The sequence below is a fragment of the Pantoea sp. BL1 genome (assembly GCF_000963985.1).
GTDB lineage: Bacteria > Pseudomonadota > Gammaproteobacteria > Enterobacterales > Enterobacteriaceae > Pantoea > Pantoea rwandensis_B.
The window spans coordinates 68,075-89,904 of the sequence record NZ_JZRH01000017.1; the positions used below are offsets into that span (position 1 = coordinate 68,075).

Below are 21,830 nucleotides of genomic sequence, written 5' to 3' on the forward strand. Positions count from 1 at the left end.
CCAAAACGTTGTAACACGGTTCATCTTTGGCAAAAAAAACGCCGCTAGCCAAAGGCCGCGGCGTGATGTCATACGCGATTGACGCATTACTCTTTGAAGGTCGGGAATTCCATCTCGCTGTACTTCACGAAGCGCGAACCACGTGCCAGCTTATAACCCAGCCAAATCAGCAGGAACAGCGGAATGCCGATGTAGGTCGCCGCCACGCCATACCAGTCAATACGATCTGCCAGAAACGCCTGATAGTTTTGCCCCAGCGTAATGATCAAACAGAGTACGAAGGCGAAAATCGGACCGAGCGGGAAGAAGCCGGAACGGTAAGGAAGCGCAGCTAAATCATGCCCCTGCGCCACGTAACCGCGACGGAAGCGGTAGTGGCTAATCGCAATACCGAGCCAGGCGATAAAGCCGGTCATGCCTGAGGTATTGAGCAGCCACAGATAGACTTCCTGGTTGCCGAACTTAGAACTCAGGAAACAGAGGCCTGCCACCACGGTGGTCGCAATCAGTGCATTACGCGGCACACCGCCTTTCGACAGTTTGGCAAAAATACGCGGTGCTTTACCTTCCTGCGCCAGGTTGAACAGCATGCGCGTTGAAGCGTACATGCCGGAGTTACCCGCTGACAGCACAGCCGTCAGGATCACCGCATTCATGACCGCCGCAGCTGACAGTAATCCGGCATTCTGGAACACCAGCGTGAACGGGCTGATGGCGATATCGGTAACATCGTTATGCAGCAGTTTCGGATCGGTATACGGCAGAATCAGGCTGATAATCAGAATCGCAAAGATATAGAACAGCAGGATACGCCAGAACACCTGACGCACTGCGCGTGGAATATTTTTCGCTGGGTCCTGTGATTCACCGGCCGCAATGCCGATCAATTCCGTGCCCTGGAACGAGAAGCCGACAATCATCGCCACACCAATCATCGCGGCAAAACCGCCGGCAAAAGGTGCGTCGCCCACGGTCCAGTTATGCCAGCCGGCATTTTCTGCGCCGCGCATAATACCCGCGATCATCAGCACGCCCACCACGATAAAGATGATCACGGTGGCAACTTTGATCAGCGAGAACCAGTATTCGGCTTCGCCGAAGCCTTTGACGGAGATGTAGTTAAGCAGGAACATCAGACCGAGGAACAGCGCGCTCCAGATCCAGCCTGGCGTATCCGGGAACCAGTAGTTCATCACCAGCTGAGAAGCCACCAGATCAACGGCGATGGTGACCGCCCAGTTGTACCAATAGTTCCAGCCCAGCGCGAAGCCGAAACCTTCTTCAACATATTTAGAGCCGTAGGTAGCGAAGGAGCCGGAGACCGGCATAAAGGCCGCCAGTTCGCCGAGGCTGGTCATCAGGAAGTAAACCATCAGGCCAATTAGCGCGTATGAGAGTAATGCGCCGCCGGGACCTGCCTGAGAAATGGTGGCACCCGAGGCGACAAACAGGCCGGTGCCGATGGAACCGCCAATGGCGATCATGGTGAGATGGCGCGCTTTTAATTCACGGCGCAGCCCAGGTTGTTGTGTTGTTTTTGAGTCATTATGCATGTGTAAACGCTATGCTGGATAAAAATAAGGCGCGATTGTAGCAGCTAACCCCTGGCTGTATAGCATTCACGTCGGGTTATTAGTTACCTTCATAATCAGCGCGAAATTATTAGCCGCTCACGTCTTCACAGCCGCGATTACTCGCGGCAATAGGAGAGAAATCGGCTTAGCGCTTTCGACAAATGCTTCTGCCGATGATGGATGCGATACAGCGTGCGCGTCAGGCGTGGTAACGGCACAGCCACTTCCACCAGCGTGCCCGTCTCCAGCAGATCGCTGATCACCCGGCGCGATAAACAGCTGATGCCCATGCCGTGGCGCACCGCATGTTTGATTGCCTCAGAATTGCCCAGCTCCATGCCGAGTTGAAACTGCGGCAGATGAGACAACAGCAGGTAATCGACAATTTCACGCGTGCCCGAACCGCGCTCTCGCAATATCCAGGGCGCGACCGCCAGTGATGTTAGCGTGATCGGCTGTTTCAGGATGTCGGCATCGGGTGCAGCAAACACCACCAGCTCATCCTCCAGCCACGCTTCGCTGACGATGTCCGGTTCATGGCACGGCCCTTCAATCAAACCGATATCCACGCGAAAATCGGCCACCGCATTAATCGCATCCTGGCTGTTGCCGACGCTGAGTTCGAGCGGCAGCGAGGGGAAATCACGACGATAGGCGGCGATCATCCCCGGCAGCAGATAGTTGCCGATGGTGCTGCTGGCAAACAAACGAATGGCACCATTATCCTCTTTAAACAGCTGTTCGATCTCGCCGGCCTGTTCCAGCAATCCGACCGCGCGTGGATAGAGCAAACGACCATGCTCGTTCAGGGCCAGTCGTTTGCCGACACGATCAAACAGTTGCACTCCGAGCTGGTTTTCCAGATCGGCCAGCGCCGCACTGACGGCAGACTGCGACAGTGCCAGTACCTGCGAGGCCTGAGTGGTTGAACCGCTTTTCAGCACTTCGGTAAAGACTTCAATCTGACGCAGCGTGATATGCATGCGCCCTCCTCACATTGCGTAACGCTTCACAAGATAAGCCACCACTGCTAACCAGACGATCACCGTCAGGAAGAATCCTGCCCAGCTGACAATCTTCTTGCCGCGTGCCCGCTGGACATCAGCCCGTTCTGCGCTGCTGATCCGAATTTCACGCGGGAGCAAACGCAGCAGGATGATCACACCCAGAGGGACGATAATGGCGTCGTCGAGCAAGCCGATAATGGGAATGAAATCAGGAATGAGATCGATGGGGCTGAGTGCATAGGCAACAATGCCAAATGCCAGCAGCTTAAACCACCAGGGGGTACGCGGATCGCGGCAAGCAAACCACAGCGTGAGCACATCACGTTTAATTAAGCGTGCCCAGCGGCGCAAGCGCTTCAACATCCCGACTTTTCCTTATTAGTTATACTGGTCAATGGACAATATATTACCAATTTAACTTTTAAACCAGTCAGGTGTCTGCGCAGGCAAGATGCCGCCCTGTGAATGGCGGCCCACTCAGGGTCAGGCTTTCATGCCAATCAGTTCTTCCAACTCGGTGTCACAGGCCGTGAACTCATCAGTAATCGTGCGAATCAGCCAGTCCTGATAACCAAAGTTTTCCCGGCGGGAATAGAGGCATTCAGAGCGGTACAACTTTTTCGGGTCGCTGTTATTGACCCCATAACGATAGAAATGGACCAGCGAGTTGTCGGTATCGGGCACGGCGAGCGTGAAACCGACTGCGCCATGACCATTATAAAAAAGGGTCACTGCGTTGGTTTTACCTAAAGTTAATTTATGGATTACGTTGAATTTCTCATGCTGAAAAGCGGTATCCAAAGTACTTCTATAAGCTGTTTTCATGGTTATAGTTAAAAGTTTCTAATTTGTTAAACTATAGTTAACCAGAAAAAAAGCGCACCTGCCAACTTTGGTAGGTGTCGAGTCGTGCTGAATAAGTGTCTGACCGTGCCGTTTTTCTCCCCGCAGGCAATGCGACATTTCATGGGCGTAGCGCATCCGCTATGATGTGCGCTTTGCAGCAGCAATCGCCCAATCAGGAGAGCGGCATGAAATATATCGGCGCACACGTCAGTGCATCAGGCGGCGTAGACCAGGCAGTTATCCGTGCTCACGAACTCGAAGCCACAGCCTTTGCGCTGTTCACTAAAAATCAGCGCCAGTGGAAAGCCGCCCCGCTTTCAGGTGAAGTGATTGATGCCTTCAAAACCGCCTGTGAGAAATACAACTTCACTTCCGCGCAGATTTTGCCGCATGACAGCTACCTGATTAACCTTGGCCATCCGGTGATGGATGCGCTGGAAAAATCCCGTGAGGCGTTTCTTGATGAGATGCAGCGTGCTGAACAGCTTGGGCTGACACTGCTGAATTTCCACCCTGGCAGCCACCTGAAGCAGATCGAAGAAGAGGCATGCCTGAAACGTATCGCCGAGTCGATTAATATCGCGCTGGATCAGACCCACAACGTTGTGGCAGTGATTGAGAACACCGCAGGTCAGGGTAGCAATCTCGGTTTTCGTTTCGAACACCTCGCCACCATTATTGAGCACGTCGAAGATAAATCACGCGTTGGCGTGTGTATCGATACCTGCCATGCGTTTGCCGGCGGTTACGATCTGCGTACTGAAGAAGCCTGCGTAGAGACCTTTGCGGAATTTGAACGCATTGTCGGTTTCCAGTTTCTGCGCGGCATGCACCTGAATGACGCCAAAAGCACGCTCGGCAGCCGTGTGGATCGCCACCACAGCTTAGGTGAAGGCAACATTGGCAAGACGGTGTTTAGCTGGCTGATGAAAGATAAGCGCTTTGATGGCATCCCGATGATTCTGGAAACCATCAATCCGGATATCTGGAAAGATGAGATTGCGTGGTTGAAGTCGGAACAACAGGCTTAAAGCAGACTGCAAAAAGGGAGCCGCAGCTCCCTTTTTCTTACCCCGTGAAGATTACGCGGCTTTCGCCAGCTCTTCTTCCGGACGTTTCAGAATCGCGTAACCGAGGCCAGCCACTGCGGTACCAATCACAATCGACATCAGGTAACCCAGAACTGGGGTGATTGCACCTGGAATCAGCAGTACAAACAGACCACCGTGCGGTGCCATCAGTTTCGCGCCAACCAACATGGAGACCGCACCCGTTATCGCACCGCCGACGATGCAGCAAGGCAGTACACGCATTGGGTCACGCGCCGCAAACGGAATCGCACCTTCAGAGATAAAGCACAAACCGAGTACCAGTGCCGCTTTGCCCCCTTCCTGCTGACCTTTGTTGAACTTACGACGCGCAACAATCGTCGCCAGACCCATTGCTAACGGCGGTACCATACCCGCTGCCATAATGGCCGCCATTGGCGCATAGGTTTGTGAGCTCAGCAGACCGACACCGAAGGCGTAAGCCACTTTGTTCACTGGGCCACCCATGTCGGTACACATCATGCCACCGAGGATTGCGCCCAGCAGTACCGCATTGGCGGTGCCCATGTTCGCCAGCCAGTGCGTCAGACCGCTCATGATGCCCGCAACAGGTTTACCCACCACGTAAATCATCAGCAGGCCGGTAATCAAACTCGCCACCAGCGGAATAATCAGGATCGGTTTTAGCGCTTCCATACTTTGCGGCAGTTTGACTTTGCTGCTCAGCATCTTCGCTGCGTAACCGGCAATGAAACCGGCGATGATACCGCCAAGGAAACCGGCGTTAATGCTGGTGGCGATCATACCGCCAATCAGACCTGGGGTCAGACCCGGACGGTCCGCAATCGAGAAGGCAATAAAGCCCGCCAGCACCGGTACCATCAGCGCAAAAGCACTGCCGCCACCAATCTGCATCAGCGCAGCCGCCAGGGTGCCCTGCTCTTTAAATGCGGTGATACCAAAGGCGAAGGAGAGCGCGATGCTCAAACCACCCGCGACGACCATCGGCAGCATGTAGGACACGCCGGTCAGCAGGTGACGATAAGCACCGGCTTTCTCTTTGCTGTCACTTTGCGTGCTGGCCGTCTGGCTGCCGCTCGGCTGATAGGTTTTGGCTTCCGCCTGCGCTTTATCCAATTCCTGAGCGGTTTTCTTCAGCGCCAGGCTGGTTGAGGTGCGGTACATCGGCTTACCGGCGAACTTCGCCAGGTCCACATCGATATCCGCCGCCACGATCACCAGGTCGGCCGCCGCCACTTCTTCTGGCGTGATGGCATTGCCAGCACCCACAGAACCGCGGGTTTCCACTTTCACCCACCAGCCACGTTTGGTCGCTTCTGCCTGAATCGCCTCAGCCGCCATGAAGGTGTGCGCCACGCCAGTTGGGCAAGCGGTGACCGCGACAATGCGTTTCTGACCGGTGCTCTGTGCAGCAACCGGTGCGGCAACCGCCGGAGCGGCCTGCCAGACTTTGGCACTGGCTTTAGCCTGATTAATGGTCGCCAACGGATCGCGCAGCGTCTGCTGCACATCGACCAGCGCCACGGATTTACCTGCCAGCTGTGCATCGTTCGGCACGGCATGGCCAGCAACCAGCACCAGTTCCGCATCGGCCGCGTTGTCGGTCAGCGTCAGGCCAGCCTGTGCGGCAGTCGCGCGCAGACGATCTAAAGCCAGATGTCCTGATGCCAATCCCAGTGAAGAATCTTTTATCAGCAGCGTTTTCATTATCGCTCTCCTGCTGTTAGTTAACGGGTTGTAAGTCGACGCGCGCCATCATCGCGGCCAACTGGGTACGATCGGTCACACCAACGTTGCTCTGGCTCACCGCCATAGCAGCCACTGCCGTCGCCAGACGCAGGGTATGCTCGCTGGATTCACGCATCAGCAGCCCGTAAATCAGGCCTCCGACCATCGAATCTCCCGCGCCTACGGTGCTGACGACTTCACAGGCTGGTGGTTTGGCGATCCATTCGCCAGAGGCGTTGACCCACAGTGCGCCTTCCGCACCAAGGGAAATCACCACATGGGCAATGCCTTGCTCACGCAGTTCATGCGCGGCTTCGATCACATCCTGCAAGGTTGGCAGTTTGCGCTCGGCCCAGATTTCCAGTTCACGACGGTTCGGCTTCACCAGCCACGGCGCGGCTTTTAGTCCGGCCACCAGCGCTTCACGACTGCTGTCGAAAATGATGCACGGGCACAGGGTGCGCAGATCGCTCATCCATTTGGTGAACGCTTCGGGTGCCACGCCCGCTGGCAAGCTGCCGCTGACGCACACCATGTCAAATTGTCCCAGCCAGGTCAGTGAATCGGCAGTGAAGCGATCCCAGTCCTGCGCGGTGACGTTAAAGCCAGAGAAATTCAGGTCGGTAACTTCACCGTCCTTTTCTGTCAGCTTTACGTTAATGCGGGTACGGCCCTGCACCACCTGAAAACGGTTGGCGATGCCCAGTTCGCTGAACAGCTGCTGGAAACCGTCCTGATTTTCTTTCCCGAGGAATCCGCCTACGGTGACGTCAATACCGAGATCTTTCAGTACTTTGGCGACGTTAATGCCTTTACCCGCTGCGTGCAGACCGGTGGTTTTCACCAGGTTAACTTCGCCACGTTCGATTTCTGGCGTATAGCCCACCAGATCGTAAGCGGGATTCAGAGTGATTGTGGCAACGCGGCGGCTCATGCGACCCCCTCGCCCAGGCCAGAATTGATGGCCTCTTCGATGGCATTCAGCGCCTGCTGTGCATCTTCACCACTGGCGGTAAAGCGCAGGCGATGGCCTTTTTTCACGCCCAGCGCGACGACTTTCATCAGGCTGCGTCCGTTGGCCGGTTTGCCGCTACCGTCAAGGTTGGTGACGGTGATGTCACTGTTAAACTGTTTAATGACCGTCACCAGCGCGGTGCCCGGACGTGCGTGCAGTCCGTGCTCGTTGCGGATAGTAAATTCAGCCACCAGTTGATCCGCGCTTTCGTCCACTTCACTGGTCAGCAACGCGAGGATGCCTGCTGCATCGGCTTTCAGCAGACGTTCAGCTTTGTTGCTCAACAGCAGATTGCTCAGGTAGCCCAGCACTTCCAGCGGACGATCGTCGGTGGCTGCCACGGTCAACAGCAGCGCCACATTTTCGCCCTGATGTACAAATGGCGTGGCGGTACGGCTGACTGCAATGGCGCTGTTAAGGTTGCCGTTGGCGCTGTCGCTCAGCCAGATGCCCTGACCGAGGCTCAGTGGGGTACGCGACACGGCATCCGCCACAAACGTCGCTTCAACAGCACCCGCAGCCTGTAAACGGCCAGCATTCAGCGCCTGTAAGGTGATGAGATCGCTGGCGGCAACATCAACCGCAATCAGCGAGGTATCGAATTTGAATTCCGCGGCCTGCTTTTCCCCCATCAGGATGGCGCGAAGGTCTTCGGCTGAGGCGGTTTTCAACTGCTCTGCGATGCTGTCATCGCTCAATACGTGAGTCAGCTGGCGCAGCAGCGCAAGATGTTCATCAGATTTCGCCGCGATACCGATGGCGACATAAGCCGTTTGCCCGTCGCCCCACTCCACGCCCTGTGGGAACTGATAAACCTGTACGCCGGTTTTCAGTACCATATCGCGCGTATCGGTGGTGCCATGCGGAATGGCAATACCATTACCCAGGAAAGTGGTGGTCTGCTGTTCGCGCGCCAGCATGCCGTTAACATAGCCTTCCGACACATTACCGGCTGCGGTTAACGCAGCGGCAACCTGACGGATAGCCTCTTCTTTATTTTGTGCACTGGCACCGGTATGGATGGCCTGAACGTCGAGCTGGAACATATTTCTCCTCGCTTGCTGAAATTGAATCGTTTCAGCTTAATGGCGAAAAATTACGCTGCACTTCTCAGGGGTTGCCGAGAGGACAACGCTGAAACGTTTCAGGGAATATGGTACAGCATGAGAAAGCAGGCAAGAAAATGCGCGATCGGCGTAGCAGATTTTTGACGTTCCGCACACTTCAGATCGGATTTGAGATTTTTCAGGCCTGCAGGGCTGACGTTTTTGCTGTAACGCAGGGATTACAGCAAGCAAATATTTCAGCACCGCGTCAGCAAGTTAAGGCGCGGTGTCCGCTTCCAGTTGCAGCAGGAAGATCATCGCCGCTTCACGACTGCTGCCGCACATCTCTGCGCTGGGCTGTAAACCCGCACAGACTGCGGGACGCAGCGGAGAACCAAAGATTTTGCAGCGCTGATTATCGTCGAGCTGAACGCAGCGGGTATTCGCCGGTTTGCCCTGGGGCATGCCGGGAATCGGGGAAGAGATTGAGGGGGCTGTGCAACAGGCACCGCACTGGTCACGACAATACATCATGCGCTCCTGAGGATTTCGTCGCGACAATAGCAGGCTGATGACGGTAATGCCATGCGCGGGCAACAATTTTACGCCGCCTCCCTTGCCTGTTTTTCACGGCGCGAGTAACGTGGCGCGCATTAACCTTTTCACAGCGAGTAATCCCCATGCCAAAGGCAAATGAAATCAAAAAAGGAATGGCTGTTACCTGGAACGGCAAACTGTTGCTGGTAAAGGACATTGATGTCCAGAGCCCAAGCGCACGCGGTGCTGCCACCCTCTATAAGATGCGTTTTACCGACGTGCGCACTGGCCTGAAAGTGGAAGAGCGCTTTAAGGGTGACGATATTATCGATGCCATTCAGCTTAGCCGTCGCGCCGTGACCTTCTCTTATATAGACGGTGACGAGTACGTGTTTATGGATGATGAAGATTACACGCCCTATAGCTTCAAGAAAGATCAGATTGAAGAAGAGCTGCTGTTCATCCCTGAAGGCGGCATTCCTGGGATCCAGGTGTTGACGATGGAAGGCCAGGTGCTGGCGCTGGAACTGCCGCAGACCGTGGATATGGAAATTGTCGATACTTCACCGGGCATTAAAGGCGCTTCCGCCAGCGCACGCACCAAACCCGCGGGCATGAGCACCGGCTTGTCGATCCAGGTACCGGAATACCTGAGCAATGGCGATCGCATTCGCATTCACGTAGCTGAACGTCGCTATATGAGTCGCGCGGACTAACCGCACGATTTTATCCGGCCGCCGAAGGTTGTTATAGTATAACAATGTCGTGCGCGCCGGGTATGTTGTCCGCGCGCCTGAAAATGGAGCCTGTAATGACGCGCGTTAATGTAATCACCGGATTTCTCGGCAGCGGTAAAACCACCACCCTGCTGCATCTGTTAGCCCATAAACCCGCCAATGAGAATTGGGCGATTCTGGTTAACGAGTTTGGCGAAGTGGGTATTGACGGCGCACTGCTTGCCGATCGCGGTGCCACGCTGAAGGAAATTCCTGGCGGTTGCATGTGTTGCGTTAACGGCCTGCCGCTGCAAGTCGGGCTCAATATGCTGCTTAAGCAAAATAAGCCCGATCGTCTGATCATTGAACCCACCGGTCTTGGCCACCCTAAACAACTGCTGGATATGCTGCGCGCCGCCGTGTATCAACCCTGGATTCAGGTTGATGCCACCCTCACGCTGCTCGATCCCCGTCAGTTAGCCGATGCGCGCGTTGTCGAGAATGAAAACTTCCGCGATCAGCTCACCGCCGCCGATATTATCGTCGCCAATAAAAGCGATCGCTGGAGCGAGGAAGATCGTCAGCGTTTGCAGCAATGGCAGCAGCATAATCTGGGCGATCGCCAACTGGTCGAATCCGCGTGGGGTAAAGTTGATCCCGCGTTACTGTGCCAATCCGCATTGGCGGATCGTGCGGTTCCTGAAGCGGCACATCATCATCATACTTCACGGCCAAAAGGGTTGGCGGCACTCAAACTTGAGGGCTCAGCTCGCTGGCGCCGTGCATTAAATGAAGGCCAGGGCTACGCATCCTGTGGCTGGATTTTTGATGGTGATACGGTGTTCGATACCATCCAGGCGCTTGAGTGGGCGCGGCTTGCACCGGTGGATCGCGTCAAAGGCGTACTTCGCACGCCAGACGGTCTGGTGAACATCAATCGCCAGGGTGATGACTTCTTTATGGAAACGCGCACCACTACGCCGCCGGACAGTCGTATCGAGTTAATCCACCATCAATCCGTTGACTGGAACGTTTTGCAAACAACCTTGTTGAGGATTCGTTTAGATTAGCTGCGTTAGGTTGCCCCGTTATTTTACTTTTTGAGTCTTTTTTATGCGCGCGTCTCGTTTAATCACCATCCTGCTGCTCAATGCACTGGGGATCATGCTGTTCTTTTCGTGGTACCTGCCGCCGGATCATGGCTTCTGGTTTGGTATCGACAAAGCCATCTTCTATAGCTTCAACGACCGGATGGTGGATCATCACGGCTTCGCCTTACTGGTGGCGATCACCAATTTCCGTGGTTTTGACGCGGTATCGCTGCTGGCGATGGGTCTGCTGTATCTGTGGTTCTGGCGTGGTGAAACACCGCAGGGCCGCCGCCGCATGCTGGCCATTGGCATCACCATGTTGCTCACCGCGGTGGTGCTGAATCAACTGGGTCATTTGATTCCTGTGCAACACGCCAGCCCTACGCTGTTCTTTGACAACGTGCATCGCGTGAGTGAACTGACCGGGATTCCGGCGAAAGATGCTTCCAGTAATAGCTTCCCCGGCGATCACGGGATGATGCTGATTATTTTCGCCTGCTTTATGTGGCGTTATTTCGGCTTCCGCGCCTTCCTGGTCGGTTTGGTGATTGTGGTGGTGTTTGCTCTGCCGCGTGTGATGGCCGGTGCGCACTGGTTTACCGATATAGCCGTGGGATCGATGTCGGTGATTCTGGTGGGTTTAAGCTGGTGCTTATTAACACCGCTCAGTGACACATTGGTTAATTGGCTCAATCGCGCCCTGCCAGGGAAATATAAGCCACGCACATAATTGTTAAGCGCGGATGACAATAGGCAGAAAAGTCGATCATCCGCGCTTATCGAATCCAGAAATACATTATTAGCAGACTAACGTTTTTCTATTAAAAGAAAACATTATGATGCAAAACGCGTAACAATAGCCTTTTTCCTGGCTTGTCCAGCCAGAAGCCTCTCAAAATCGGCCTTAGCGCCGGAATTAGCCCCTGAAAACCCGCCTTATTAGCTATTAAATCGCTACCAATCGTTGATAAAGTAACCATTGTGTTACGGATTGATTTCACATCAATAAAAGCGATAAAAATTTATATAAAAGCACTCGCCACGCGGTCTGTAATCGGTTAACCTCAAACGCGATTACTTAGAGTGCAGCATAAAATTCGGCGCCTTATGCAACAAAATTGTGTTCATTAACACATTTTAGTAATTAAGGAATTGTCTTAAGCGTTTGCTCTTATTAATCTCAAACCCGTTTTGTCATCTGGCTGGCGACATTGTGTCGTAAGGACTTCAAAGGAACACACGTATAATGGTCAAGTCTCAACCAATACTGAGATACCTCAGGCGGATCCTTCCCGCAGTAGCATTAGCAACACTCTTATCGGCATGTAGTAGTACGCATAACGGTCAGAACGCGAATAACGAGAATCATGAAGTTAACAACCAGAATGGTTTTTTACTTCAAGCGTCTCAGGACGAATTTGAACAGATGGTGCAGAATGTGGACGTTAAGTCCCGCATCATGGAACAGTACAGTGACTGGAAAGGTGTTCGTTATCGCTTAGGCGGTGACACCAAACGCGGCATTGATTGTTCTGCTTTTGTTCAGCGCACCTTTCGCGAGCAGTTCGGTTTAGATTTGCCACGTTCAACGTCAGAACAGCAGGATACAGGCAAAGAGATTTCTCGCGGCAAACTGCGCCCGGGTGATTTAGTGCTGTTCCGTGCCGGTTCTACCGGACGACACGTTGGCATCTATCTCGGTAACGATAACTTCGTGCATGCATCCACCAGCAGTGGTGTGGTGATCTCCAGTTTAAACGACAGTTACTGGAAAACACGTTACCGTGAAGCCCGCAGGGTTTTAGCTAAAAATCCTAGCTAACGTATCCTTTTGAAGATCCTCTCAGCCAGAGAATCAGAAAACGCTGCCCAGGCAGCGTTTTTTTTCGCCTGCTATTTCTTAACGCAAATCCGATAGATAAAAAGTAATTGAGAATCAGAAATATAACGAGACTTTTCGCGCATCCTCGTTATATTCTCGTTTGCTTACTGGCAGCAAATTGTTGTGTCTCCGGCGGTTAAAAAAACCCACCCTGATGCAATGTTTCACGCCAGACACCAGCGAGCAGTAGTGCACGATTTACATAATAATAATGGCGCCATAAAGGGGAATGCACTCCATGCCACTGTCGGGGACGTTAAAACGTCATGCAACCTATTCGCGCCGTATCGCCTGGAGTAGTGCGATCATCGGCGGTGTGTTCTTTCTGTTGTTTGTCATCGTACTGCTGACGCTAACCTGGCAAAAACGAGTACAACAACATGAACAGTTGCTGATCCATAGCCGCGACGATCTTCAACAGGTGATGTCGACCCTGGTGGATACCCTTTATCCATTGCAACAATACACCCAGCTTGAATGCAGTAGCGTAAGCCGCGAACTCACTTCACGTGCCGCCTTTGCCGGCAATATCCGCGCGATTTTGCTGGTACGTAACAGTAATGCCTATTGTTCGTCCGCCACCGGCGCCTTTCTGCTGCCTGCGAATGATATTTCGCCACAATCGGAGTTGGAGCGCGATCGCGATTTACGCTTACTGGAAGGTACGCCCCTGTTGCCGACCAAACCGGCGCTGGCGTTGTGGATGAAGAATCCAGGCTCAGCTGAGACCGGCATTCTCGCCACCATGAATATCAGCCTGACGCCTTATCAGCTGCTGGCTTCTTATCATCCCGAAATCACCGGTATGGCGTTGGTGATTGGCGATAAAGCCCTGCTAAGTGGCAAGAATCAGGTGGTGAATATCCACGATTTACCACCAGCCCTGAAAGAAATGAGTTTTAAAGATAATGGTATGCGCTTCGTGCTGTACGGTACGACACTGGCGCAACGCGATTATCATCTGATCCTGCTGACCGGCCTCCTCTCAGCCCTGTTTATGAGTGCGGCCAGTTGGCTGCTGCTGACGCTGTATCAGCGTCCTGGCAAAGAGATTATGCAGGGCATTAAACGTGGCCAGTTTCATGTTGAGTATCAGCCCCTGGTCACCGCTCACGATGGGCAACCGTACGGCGTTGAAGCACTACTGCGCTGGACACATCCCACCGAGGGAATGATTCCGCCCGATGCCTTTATTAGCAACGCTGAAGCGCAAAATCTGATAATTCCCCTGACTCAGCATTTGTTTAAGCTGGTGGCGCGCGATGCGAAGTTCCTCTGCCAGCAACTGCCGCGCGGCACGCGTATGAGTCTGAACCTTTCCCCTCTGCATCTCGCATCAGAAAGTTTTCGTCAGCATGTGCAGGAGTGGATTGCCGACATGCCAAAAGACCACTTCAACTATGTTTTCGAAATCACCGAACGCACCATGGTGGGCGAAAGAAATGCTGGCGAGATTTTTGCCTGGCTGCATGAGCAGGATATTAAAATTGCCATCGATGATTTCGGCACTGGCCACAGTGCATTAATCTATCTTGAACGCTATCCGTTTGATTACCTCAAAATTGATCGCGGCTTTGTACAGAGTATTGGTACCGAAACGGTGACCTCACCGGTACTGGACGCGGTATTGCTACTGGCGAAGAAGCTCAATCTCAAAACCGTTGCAGAAGGCGTTGAAACCGGTGACCAGGCTGCGTGGCTGGTGAACCGTGGGGTAACGCATCTGCAGGGATATTTATTCAGTCGCCCGCTGCGTCCGGAAAACCTGATAAGTTATTACCAACGGCAAGCAGCGCTCGGTTAACGTCACGCTATCGTCACGAAACTGCTACCATTCAGTGCGGATTATTTAAGGAGAGCGCCCCACTTATGCTGCTGCGTCTTGTCACCGCGTTGTTGGTTTTTAGCGCCATCGCGCCATTGCATGCGGAAACCATCAATGAGAGTTATGCCTTTGCCAAGCTGGGCGAACCGAAGTATGTGGTGAATTTCACCCATTACGATTACGCGAATCCCGCTGCGCCTAAAGGCGGCAAGATGACCATCGCGGTGGTGGGCACTTACGATAACTTCAATCGCTTTGCTTCACGCGGTAATCCTGGCGTCGGCACCGATACGCTGTATGACGGGCTGTTCACCACCTCCGATGATGAGCCTGGCAGCTACTATCCCTTGATTGCTGAATCCGCCCGCTATCCATCCGACTATCACTGGATGGAAGTGTCCATCAATCCCCATGCGCGCTTCCAGGACGGCAGCCCGATAACCGCGAAAGATGTGGCCTTCACCTTCCAGAAATTTATGACCGAAGGGGTGCCACAATTTCGCGTGGCGTTTCGTGGTGTTGAAGTGAAAGCGCTCAACAATCTCACCGTCCGCATCGACATGCCGAAACCAGACAAGGACATGATCCTGAGCTGGTTAACGCTGCCGGTTTTGCCGCAAGCCTTCTGGCAGAATAAAAAATTTAATGAGCCTATCGGTTATCCTCCGCTCTCCAGCGGCCCCTATCGCGTCACGTCTTATAAGCCAGGCCAGTTCATTCAATACAGTCGGGTGAAAAACTACTGGGCGGCTAATCTGCCGGTCAATAGGGGACGTTATAACTTTGATACGCTGCGCTACGATTACTATCTTGACGACAACGTTGCTTTTGAAGCCTTCAAAGCCGGCGCGTCCGATCTGCGCGAAGAGGGGTCGGCGAAGAAGTGGGCCACACAATACCGTGGGCGCAACTTTGATAGCCACGCCATCGTGAAATCGACCACGCCAAATACCGTCTCTACCGATACTCGCTGGCTGGCCTTTAACAATGAAAAACCCCTGTTTGCTGACCGACGAGTGCGTGAGGCGCTGACGCTGGCATTTGATTTCGAGTGGATGAACAAAGCGCTGTTTTACGGGGCCTACAAACGCACTGACAGCTATTTCCAGAACACGGCTTACGCTGCCAGGGGCTACCCGAAAGCCGACCAGCTCATTCTGCTGGCACCGTACAAAGCGCAGTTGCCTGCGGAAGTGTTCAACAACGAATACGCACCGCCGCGTTCAGAGGGTAGCGGCTTCGATCGCGGTAATCTGCTAAAAGCCATGACGCTGCTGAAAGAAGCGGGCTGGCAGATTAAAAATCAGCAACTGGTGAACGATAAAACCGGGCAGCCCTTCCGCTTTGAACTGCTGATGCGCAGTGGCACGCAGAACGATTGGGCGCTGCCGTTCCAGCACAGCCTGCAGCGTCTGGGGATTCAGGTAGCGTTGCGGCAAATTGATAGCTCGCAGTATCTGCGCCGTTTGCGTGAAGGCGATTACGATATGATCCCCTCGCTTTACTACGCGATGCCCTCGCCTTCCACCAGCCTGCGCACCATTTGGCAATCGCCATACATTGACTCCTCCTGGAACACCCCTCGGGTGAAAGATCCCATCGTGGACCACTTCGTGCAGGAGATCGTCGACCATCAGGGGGATGAAAAAGCGCTGTTGCCGTTGGGTCAGGCGCTGGATCGTATCCTGTTATGGAATGCCTATATGATCCCGATGTGGTACAACGCCGAACAGAGGCTGGCATACTGGGACAAATTTTCCCGCCCTGAAATCAAACCCGCGTATGCAACCGGGTTAGAGAACTGGTGGTATGACGTGAACAAAGCCGCACAATTGCCGGCCGATAGACGCTGAGGAGAGCGGTTTGGGTTCCTATTTCCTGCGCAGGTTGCTGCTGATTATTCCCACGCTGTGGGCGATCATCACCCTGAACTTTTTTATCGTGCAGATTGCGCCCGGTGGACCGGTGGATCAGGCGCTGGCGAATGCGCAATTTGGTCATAGCTCCGGTTTTTCCTCGGGCAGTGCTGGAGATGTCGGCGGGCGCGGTGCGCTGGTGCATGATAATCCGGGCGACAGCCAATATCGCGGCGCGCGTGGCCTTGATCCTGAGGTGATTGCAGAGATCAAACACCGCTACGGCTTTGATAAACCGCTGCTGCAGCGCTATGGCGAAATGCTGTGGAACTATATCCGTTTTGATTTTGGCGACAGCCTGTTCCGCAGCGCCTCGGTGCTTCAGCTCATCAAAGAGAGCTTGCCGGTTTCCATCAGCCTGGGCTTGTGGAGTACGTTGATCATTTATCTGGTCTCGATTCCGTTAGGGATTAAAAAGGCGGTGCGCAATGGCAGCGCTTTCGATATCTGGAGCAGTACCTTTATCATCATTGGATACTCCATCCCGGCATTTCTGTTCGGCATCATGCTGATTGTGTTGTTTGCCGGTGGCAGCTATTTCGACTGGTTCCCGCTGCGCGGTCTCACCTCGCCGCAGTTTGATACGCTGCCGTGGTACAGCAAGATTGGCGATTATCTCTGGCACATCACGCTACCGGTGCTGGCCACCGTCATTGGCGGGTTTGCCACCCTCACCATGTTGACCAAAAACTCATTCCTTGATGAGATCCGCAAACAATACGTGGTGACGGCACGCGCCAAAGGACTGGATGAAAAACGTATTTTGTATGGCCACGTGTTTCGCAACGCCATGCTGCTGGTGATCGCCGGTTTCCCTGCCACCTTTATCAGCATGTTCTTTACCAGTTCGGTCTTAATTGAAGTGATGTTCTCCCTCAACGGACTTGGTTTGCTGGGTTACGATGCCACCATTCAGCGCGACTATCCGGTGATGTTTGGCACGCTCTATATCTTCACGCTGATTGGCTTGCTGATGAATATTCTCAGCGATCTGACCTATACGCTGGTCGATCCGCGCATCGATTTTGAGGGGCGCTAATGGGTTTATCGCTAATCAACCAGCAGCGCTGGCAACGCTTTCGCCATAACCGCCGTGGTTTTTGGTCGCTGTGGATTTTTTTGCTTATTTTTGTGCTTTCACTCGGTGCGGAGTTACTGGCCAATGACAAGCCACTGCTGGTGCACTACCAGCAGCGCTGGTACATGCCGCTGCTGTTCAATTACAGCGAGAGTGATTTTGGCGGCGACTTTGCCACCCCGGCCGATTACCAGGACCCCTGGCTAAAACAGAGGATCGATCAGCAGGGCTGGGCGCTGTGGGCACCTATTCGTTTCAGTGACAGCACCATCAATTTCGCCACCGATGTGCCCTTCCCTTCTCCGCCCTCGAAGCAGAACTGGCTGGGTACTGACGCCAATGGTGGCGATGTGCTGGCGCGTTTGCTGTACGGCACACGCATCTCGCTGTTGTTCGGCATCTTGCTGACGCTGTTCTCCAGCGTGATCGGCATCGTGATCGGTGCCGTGCAGGGCTATTTTGGCGGCCGTGTCGATCTGGTTGGCCAGCGTCTGATTGAAGTGTGGTCTGGTATGCCGTCGCTGTTTTTATTGATTCTGCTCTCCAGTGTGATTCAACCCGGCTTCTGGTGGCTATTGCTGGTCACCGTGGTGTTTGGCTGGATGAGCCTGGTGAGCGTCGTGCGAGCCGAGTTTCTGCGCACGCGTAACTTTGATTATGTGCGTGCGGCGCGCGCGCTCGGCGTGAGTGACGGGCGCATTATGCTGCGTCACATGCTGCCGAACGCCATGGTGGCCACGCTGACCTTCCTGCCCTTTATTTTATGCGGTTCGATTACCACCCTGACCTCACTGGATTTCCTTGGCTTCGGCTTGCCGGTGGGTTCTCCTTCGCTGGGTGAACTGCTGTTGCAGGGCAAGAACAACTTACAGGCGCCGTGGCTGGGACTTTCCGGCTTCTTCGCCCTCGCGCTGCTACTCTCGCTGTTGATCTTTATCGGTGAAGCGGTACGTGATGCCTTTGATCCAAGCCGGGGGGTGAAATGAGCCTGTTAAGCGTCAATCATCTCGCCGTGGCCTTCAATCAGCGCCGCGTGGTGGAAGATATCTCTCTGCAGATTGAGGCCGGTGAAACTCTGGCGCTGGTCGGTGAATCCGGTTCAGGCAAAAGTGTCACCGCGCTCTCCATTATGCGCCTGCTGCCGCAACCGCCTGTGACGTATCCGCAAGGTGAGATCCTGTTCAATGGCCAAAATATCTTACAGGCCAGTGAGCGTGAAATGCGCGGCCTGCGTGGCAACCAGATGGCGATGATTTTCCAGGAACCGATGGTGTCGCTCAACCCGCTGCATAACGTTGAAAAGCAGCTGTATGAAGTGCTGTCTCTGCATCGTGGGATGCGCAAAGAAGCGGCGCGCGGCGAAATTCTCAGCTGTCTCGATCGCGTTGGCATCCGCAATGCAGCATCACGCCTCGGCGATTTCCCGCATCAGCTTTCCGGCGGAGAGCGTCAGCGCGTGATGATTGCCATGGCGTTACTGACACAACCAAAACTGCTGATTGCCGATGAGCCCACCACCGCGCTGGATGTCACGGTACAGGCACAGATTCTGCGCTTGCTGCGTGAACTGCAGCGTGAACTGAATATGGGCATGCTGTTCATTACCCACAACCTCAATATCGTCCGCCAGCTGGCGCATCGCGTAACGGTGATGCGCAATGGCCGGGAAGTGGAGCACAATCTTTGCAAGCCGCTGTTCAGCCAGCCACAGCATCCCTATACACGTGAATTACTCGCCGCAGAGCCGGATGGCCAACCGGTGCCGCTTATCAATACCCAACCGCTGCTGCAGGTCAAAAGCCTGCACGTGGGCTTTCCGATTAAACGCGGATTGTTCAAGCGCAGCGTGGCGGAAAAAACCGTACTCAGCGATCTCAACTTCACACTGCGCCGGGGTGAGAGCCTTGGGTTGGTGGGAGAATCCGGTTCAGGTAAAAGCACCACTGGATTGGCACTGCTGCGTTTGATTGCCGCGCGCGGTGAGATTTGGTTTGACGGTCAGCCGCTGCATAGCCTATCGCGTAAACAGCTTTTGCCGCTGCGTCCACATATTCAGGTGGTGTTTCAGGATCCCAACTCATCACTCAATCCACGCATGACAGTACAGCAGGTGATTGCGGAAGGGCTGGCAGTGCATCGTCCTGAATTAAGTGCTGCCGAGCAGGAAGCGAAAGTGATTGCCGTGATGCAGGAAGTGGGACTGGATGCAGAGAGCCGTTCACGCTATCCCGCCGAGTTTTCCGGTGGACAGCGCCAGCGTATCGCCATTGCCAGGGCGCTGATTCTGGAGCCGCAATTAATCGTGCTGGATGAACCGACCTCTTCGCTGGATCGCTCAGTGCAGAAGCAAATTCTCACCCTGCTGCGCCGTTTACAGCAGGAGCACCAGTTAGCGTATCTGTTTATTAGCCATGATTTGCAGGTGGTGCGCGCACTCTGCCATCAGCTGATTGTGCTACGCCAGGGTGAAGTGGTGGAACAGGGAGAATGCGAAGCGTTGTTTAACGCACCAGTCAGCGATTATACGCGTCAGCTTTTGGCCTCCGCGCAGGGTGAATCGTTAACTTAATGACCTTCAAAGGTTTCTGCGATGGCAACGCCCTGATTTTTCAGGCAACAATTGGTCGTGCTTTCATCACCGCGCTGAATCAGTAAACAGGGTTGCCCTTCGCACAGCGCAATTTTGCATTCGACCTGAATCTGCGCCAGCGTCTCTTGCAGCTGGTGCAAAATTTCCAGTGCGGGATGTCCATCGTGGCTTAACAGACGCAATGCGACGAGATCTTCATCGTGCACACCATTTACCGCTTCCTGACGCTCAATTTCACCAACATGATCGGCTGACCAGCGATAATGTTGCGGTAAGCGATGCATAACCGAAAGTTGCAGCATAGTTACAGTCCCCAGAGACGTTAACGCTTATTCACGACGACGGCGATTACGCAGTGAATCCCTACCTGGTAAACTCAGAATACGGACGTCAAGGTTTGCCTTCTCGTTTTAAACACAAAGTATGTAGCAAAGTTATTATTTGCGAGCTTTCTCGCATTTATGCCTATGTGTACCTTGTTCGGCGGCAGTTAACAATCATTTTAGACGCAATGTCGTTACTTTTTTACCCCTTAATTTTCACATTATGGAAACATTAAGCATAACGAATATGTGGGGATTCGCGAGTGGGGGTGAGGAATAGAACGCTTGCAGCAAGTGGGAATGTGATTGCGGCGCGGTTTTAACCACGAAGTCATTGGCTCTAAAGCTCAGCGAACTCCGCGATAAACCGCGCCGTCAGAGGGATGTGCAGAATTACGTGTGGCGTGGACGTGCGGCGTAGCTGAACAACACAATGGAGACGGTTGCGCACAGGGCAATGGTCGCCACCATCGGCCAGGCGCTGTTAATACTCACCAGTGATAGCAATGCGCCCACCAGCGCCCCCACGCCAAAGCGTAAGGTTCCGGCCAACGACGATGCGGTGCCTGCCATATGCGGAAACTCATCGAGAATCACCGCCATCGCGTTCGAAGAGACCGTCGAGACGCAGCCGATAAACATCGCTACGCCAAACACCAGCGACAGGAAACCCAAATCCAGCGCACTGGCAATCAGCAGCCAGATACCCATTGCGAACTGAATAATCAGCCCGATACGGAACATCGCCAGCGGCCCAAAGCGGCGTACCGCACGGCTGTTAATCAGCGTCATGACAAACAGGAACACCACGTTAAGGCCAAAGTAGTAACCAAAGTTTTGCGGTGAAACGTGATTGACTTCGATGTAAACAAATGGCCCGGCGTTGAGGAAGGTAAACAGCCCCGCAAATGAGAAGCCGCTTGCCAGCATATAACTGAACGCGCGTTTGTGGCGCACCAGCGCCACAAAGTTACTGATTGTGGTACGCAGATGGAATCGCTGCCGCTGTTCAGGCTTCAACGTTTCACGGATCTGAGTCACCACCAGCACGGTGGTGATCAATGCGGCCACGGCCAGCGTCCAGAATATCGCGTGCCAGTTCCACAGCAGCAACAGCCAACCGCCGATAATCGGGGCCAGTAACGGCGCAATCGTCGTGACCAGCATGACAAACGACATCATGCGCGAGAAATCCTCTTTCGAGTAACTGTCTCGCATCAACGCATTAATCACCACGCTGGCCGCTGCCGCCGACAAACCGTGCAGGAAGCGCATAAAGATCAGTTGATCAATGGACTGTGACAAGGCGCATGCCGCCGCGGCGCAGGCAAAGATTAGCGTGCCCAGCACAATCACCGGTTTACGTCCGTAGCTGTCCGCCAGCGGGCCATACACCAACTGCCCGATAGCAAACCCCAGGATGTAAAGGTTAAGCGTCATCTGCACGCTGCCTGCCGAAACGGCAAATTCGCGAGCAATTTGCGGCATAGCCGGCAAATACATATCAATGGAAAGCGGCATCAGCATCGCCAGCAATCCCAGAATCACGACTAAACCTACCGGTGAATTCTTTTCCTTACGCACCG

Annotated in this window: 20 protein-coding genes; 10 read left to right on the forward strand and 10 right to left on the reverse strand. The window is 53.9% G+C overall.

The genetic code is table 11. The features are described 5' to 3' along the window. Positions 1-86 precede the first annotated feature (86 nt). The 4 genes from VH86_RS10195 to VH86_RS10210 form a co-directional block, all read right to left on the reverse strand. The gene (locus tag VH86_RS10195; RefSeq protein ID WP_038645839.1) at positions 87-1,553 is read right to left on the reverse strand and encodes an amino acid permease; all 1,467 of its coding nucleotides are present in this window, start codon (positions 1,551-1,553) and stop codon (positions 87-89) included. 137 nt (positions 1,554-1,690) lie between these two features. Further along, positions 1,691-2,557: a DNA-binding transcriptional regulator YeiE gene (gene yieE / locus VH86_RS10200; RefSeq protein ID WP_045832828.1), complete on the reverse strand. Its 867-nt coding sequence runs from the start codon at positions 2,555-2,557 to the stop codon at positions 1,691-1,693. A 9-nt stretch (positions 2,558-2,566) separates the two neighbouring features. After that, positions 2,567-2,944: a YkvA family protein gene (locus VH86_RS10205; protein ID WP_034824950.1), complete on the reverse strand. Its 378-nt coding sequence runs from the start codon at positions 2,942-2,944 to the stop codon at positions 2,567-2,569. A gap of 120 nt (positions 2,945-3,064) precedes the next feature. Then, positions 3,065-3,382: a hypothetical protein gene (locus VH86_RS10210; RefSeq protein WP_038645835.1), complete on the reverse strand. Its 318-nt coding sequence runs from the start codon at positions 3,380-3,382 to the stop codon at positions 3,065-3,067. A 230-nt stretch (positions 3,383-3,612) separates the two neighbouring features. On the opposite strand from VH86_RS10210, the gene nfo reads away from it, so the two are divergent. Further along, complete coding sequence (gene nfo / locus VH86_RS10215; protein ID WP_038649994.1) at positions 3,613-4,458, forward strand: deoxyribonuclease IV; 846 nt, start codon at positions 3,613-3,615, stop codon at positions 4,456-4,458. 51 nt (positions 4,459-4,509) lie between these two features. Here the strand turns inward: nfo and fruA are convergent, their stop codons facing one another. From fruA to VH86_RS10235, 4 genes are all read right to left on the reverse strand, one after another. After that, positions 4,510-6,204 (reverse strand): PTS fructose transporter subunit IIBC, encoded by a 1,695-nt coding sequence (gene fruA / locus VH86_RS10220; RefSeq protein ID WP_045832829.1) that lies wholly within the window; start codon positions 6,202-6,204, stop codon positions 4,510-4,512. Between the two features lie 16 nt (positions 6,205-6,220). Next, complete coding sequence (gene fruK, locus VH86_RS10225) at positions 6,221-7,159, reverse strand: 1-phosphofructokinase (RefSeq protein WP_045832830.1); 939 nt, start codon at positions 7,157-7,159, stop codon at positions 6,221-6,223. After that, positions 7,156-8,286 carry a fused PTS fructose transporter subunit IIA/HPr protein gene (gene fruB, locus VH86_RS10230; RefSeq protein ID WP_038645829.1) on the reverse strand — a complete coding sequence of 377 codons (1,131 nt, stop codon included), beginning with the start codon at positions 8,284-8,286 and terminating at the stop codon, positions 7,156-7,158. The genes fruK and fruB overlap by 4 nt, the downstream gene beginning before the upstream one ends. A gap of 276 nt (positions 8,287-8,562) precedes the next feature. Next, on the reverse strand, positions 8,563-8,817 hold the full coding sequence (locus VH86_RS10235; RefSeq protein ID WP_038645825.1) for a YkgJ family cysteine cluster protein: 255 nt from the start codon (positions 8,815-8,817) through the stop codon (positions 8,563-8,565). Between the two features lie 149 nt (positions 8,818-8,966). Between VH86_RS10235 and yeiP the strand changes: the two genes are divergently transcribed. The 9 genes from yeiP (at position 8,967) to yejF (ending at position 19,900) form a co-directional block, all read left to right on the forward strand. Continuing rightward, the gene (gene yeiP, locus VH86_RS10240; protein WP_034824964.1) at positions 8,967-9,539 is read left to right on the forward strand and encodes an elongation factor P-like protein YeiP; all 573 of its coding nucleotides are present in this window, start codon (positions 8,967-8,969) and stop codon (positions 9,537-9,539) included. A gap of 95 nt (positions 9,540-9,634) precedes the next feature. Further along, positions 9,635-10,609, forward strand: coding sequence for a GTP-binding protein (locus VH86_RS10245; protein WP_045832831.1), 975 nt, complete (start codon positions 9,635-9,637; stop codon positions 10,607-10,609). 43 nt (positions 10,610-10,652) lie between these two features. Then, a complete protein-coding gene (locus VH86_RS10250; RefSeq protein ID WP_038645821.1) occupies positions 10,653-11,360 on the forward strand; it encodes a phosphatase PAP2 family protein in 708 nt (235 codons plus the stop codon). Positions 11,361-11,876: 516 nt separating this feature from the next. After that, on the forward strand, positions 11,877-12,452 hold the full coding sequence (gene mepS, locus VH86_RS10255) for a bifunctional murein DD-endopeptidase/murein LD-carboxypeptidase (RefSeq protein ID WP_045832832.1): 576 nt from the start codon (positions 11,877-11,879) through the stop codon (positions 12,450-12,452). A 298-nt stretch (positions 12,453-12,750) separates the two neighbouring features. Then, on the forward strand, positions 12,751-14,316 hold the full coding sequence (locus tag VH86_RS10260) for a cyclic di-GMP phosphodiesterase (RefSeq protein ID WP_045832833.1): 1,566 nt from the start codon (positions 12,751-12,753) through the stop codon (positions 14,314-14,316). Between the two features lie 65 nt (positions 14,317-14,381). Next, positions 14,382-16,190: an extracellular solute-binding protein gene (locus tag VH86_RS10265; protein WP_045813617.1), complete on the forward strand. Its 1,809-nt coding sequence runs from the start codon at positions 14,382-14,384 to the stop codon at positions 16,188-16,190. 10 nt (positions 16,191-16,200) lie between these two features. Next, complete coding sequence (locus tag VH86_RS10270; RefSeq protein WP_045832834.1) at positions 16,201-17,292, forward strand: microcin C ABC transporter permease YejB; 1,092 nt, start codon at positions 16,201-16,203, stop codon at positions 17,290-17,292. Further along, the gene (locus tag VH86_RS10275; protein ID WP_038645813.1) at positions 17,292-18,317 is read left to right on the forward strand and encodes an ABC transporter permease; all 1,026 of its coding nucleotides are present in this window, start codon (positions 17,292-17,294) and stop codon (positions 18,315-18,317) included. Before VH86_RS10270 ends, VH86_RS10275 begins: the two co-directional genes overlap by 1 nt. Continuing rightward, entirely contained in the window at positions 18,314-19,900 is a 1,587-nt protein-coding gene (yejF, locus tag VH86_RS10280; protein WP_045832835.1) for a microcin C ABC transporter ATP-binding protein YejF, read from the forward strand. The genes VH86_RS10275 and yejF overlap by 4 nt, the downstream gene beginning before the upstream one ends. On the opposite strand, the gene VH86_RS10285 is transcribed toward yejF, so the two are convergent. Both VH86_RS10285 and VH86_RS10290 read right to left on the reverse strand, forming a co-directional pair. Beyond that, positions 19,897-20,223 (reverse strand): hypothetical protein, encoded by a 327-nt coding sequence (locus VH86_RS10285; protein ID WP_034824977.1) that lies wholly within the window; start codon positions 20,221-20,223, stop codon positions 19,897-19,899. The two genes, yejF and VH86_RS10285, sit on opposite strands and share 4 nt — an antisense overlap. 414 nt (positions 20,224-20,637) lie before the next feature. After that, on the reverse strand, positions 20,638-21,828 hold the full coding sequence (locus VH86_RS10290; protein ID WP_038645809.1) for a Bcr/CflA family multidrug efflux MFS transporter: 1,191 nt from the start codon (positions 21,826-21,828) through the stop codon (positions 20,638-20,640). Positions 21,829-21,830 lie beyond the last annotated feature (2 nt).

Bases quoted from the DNA above. Each gene is read 5' to 3' on its own strand.
- VH86_RS10195 (WP_038645839.1), bottom strand. From the start codon at position 1,553: ATGCATAATGACTCAAAAACAACACAACAACCTGGGCTGCGCCGTGAA.
- yieE (WP_045832828.1), bottom strand. From the start codon at position 2,557: ATGCATATCACGCTGCGTCAGATTGAAGTCTTTACCGAAGTGCTGAAA.
- VH86_RS10205 (WP_034824950.1), bottom strand. From the start codon at position 2,944: ATGTTGAAGCGCTTGCGCCGCTGGGCACGCTTAATTAAACGTGATGTG.
- nfo (WP_038649994.1), top strand. From the start codon at position 3,613: ATGAAATATATCGGCGCACACGTCAGTGCATCAGGCGGCGTAGACCAG.
- fruA (WP_045832829.1), bottom strand. From the start codon at position 6,204: ATGAAAACGCTGCTGATAAAAGATTCTTCACTGGGATTGGCATCAGGA.
- fruK (WP_045832830.1), bottom strand. From the start codon at position 7,159: ATGAGCCGCCGCGTTGCCACAATCACTCTGAATCCCGCTTACGATCTG.
- fruB (WP_038645829.1), bottom strand. From the start codon at position 8,286: ATGTTCCAGCTCGACGTTCAGGCCATCCATACCGGTGCCAGTGCACAA.
- VH86_RS10235 (WP_038645825.1), bottom strand. From the start codon at position 8,817: ATGTATTGTCGTGACCAGTGCGGTGCCTGTTGCACAGCCCCCTCAATC.
- yeiP (WP_034824964.1), top strand. From the start codon at position 8,967: ATGCCAAAGGCAAATGAAATCAAAAAAGGAATGGCTGTTACCTGGAAC.
- VH86_RS10245 (WP_045832831.1), top strand. From the start codon at position 9,635: ATGACGCGCGTTAATGTAATCACCGGATTTCTCGGCAGCGGTAAAACC.
- VH86_RS10250 (WP_038645821.1), top strand. From the start codon at position 10,653: ATGCGCGCGTCTCGTTTAATCACCATCCTGCTGCTCAATGCACTGGGG.
- mepS (WP_045832832.1), top strand. From the start codon at position 11,877: ATGGTCAAGTCTCAACCAATACTGAGATACCTCAGGCGGATCCTTCCC.
- VH86_RS10260 (WP_045832833.1), top strand. From the start codon at position 12,751: ATGCCACTGTCGGGGACGTTAAAACGTCATGCAACCTATTCGCGCCGT.
- VH86_RS10265 (WP_045813617.1), top strand. From the start codon at position 14,382: ATGCTGCTGCGTCTTGTCACCGCGTTGTTGGTTTTTAGCGCCATCGCG.
- VH86_RS10275 (WP_038645813.1), top strand. From the start codon at position 17,292: ATGGGTTTATCGCTAATCAACCAGCAGCGCTGGCAACGCTTTCGCCAT.
- yejF (WP_045832835.1), top strand. From the start codon at position 18,314: ATGAGCCTGTTAAGCGTCAATCATCTCGCCGTGGCCTTCAATCAGCGC.
- VH86_RS10285 (WP_034824977.1), bottom strand. From the start codon at position 20,223: ATGCTGCAACTTTCGGTTATGCATCGCTTACCGCAACATTATCGCTGG.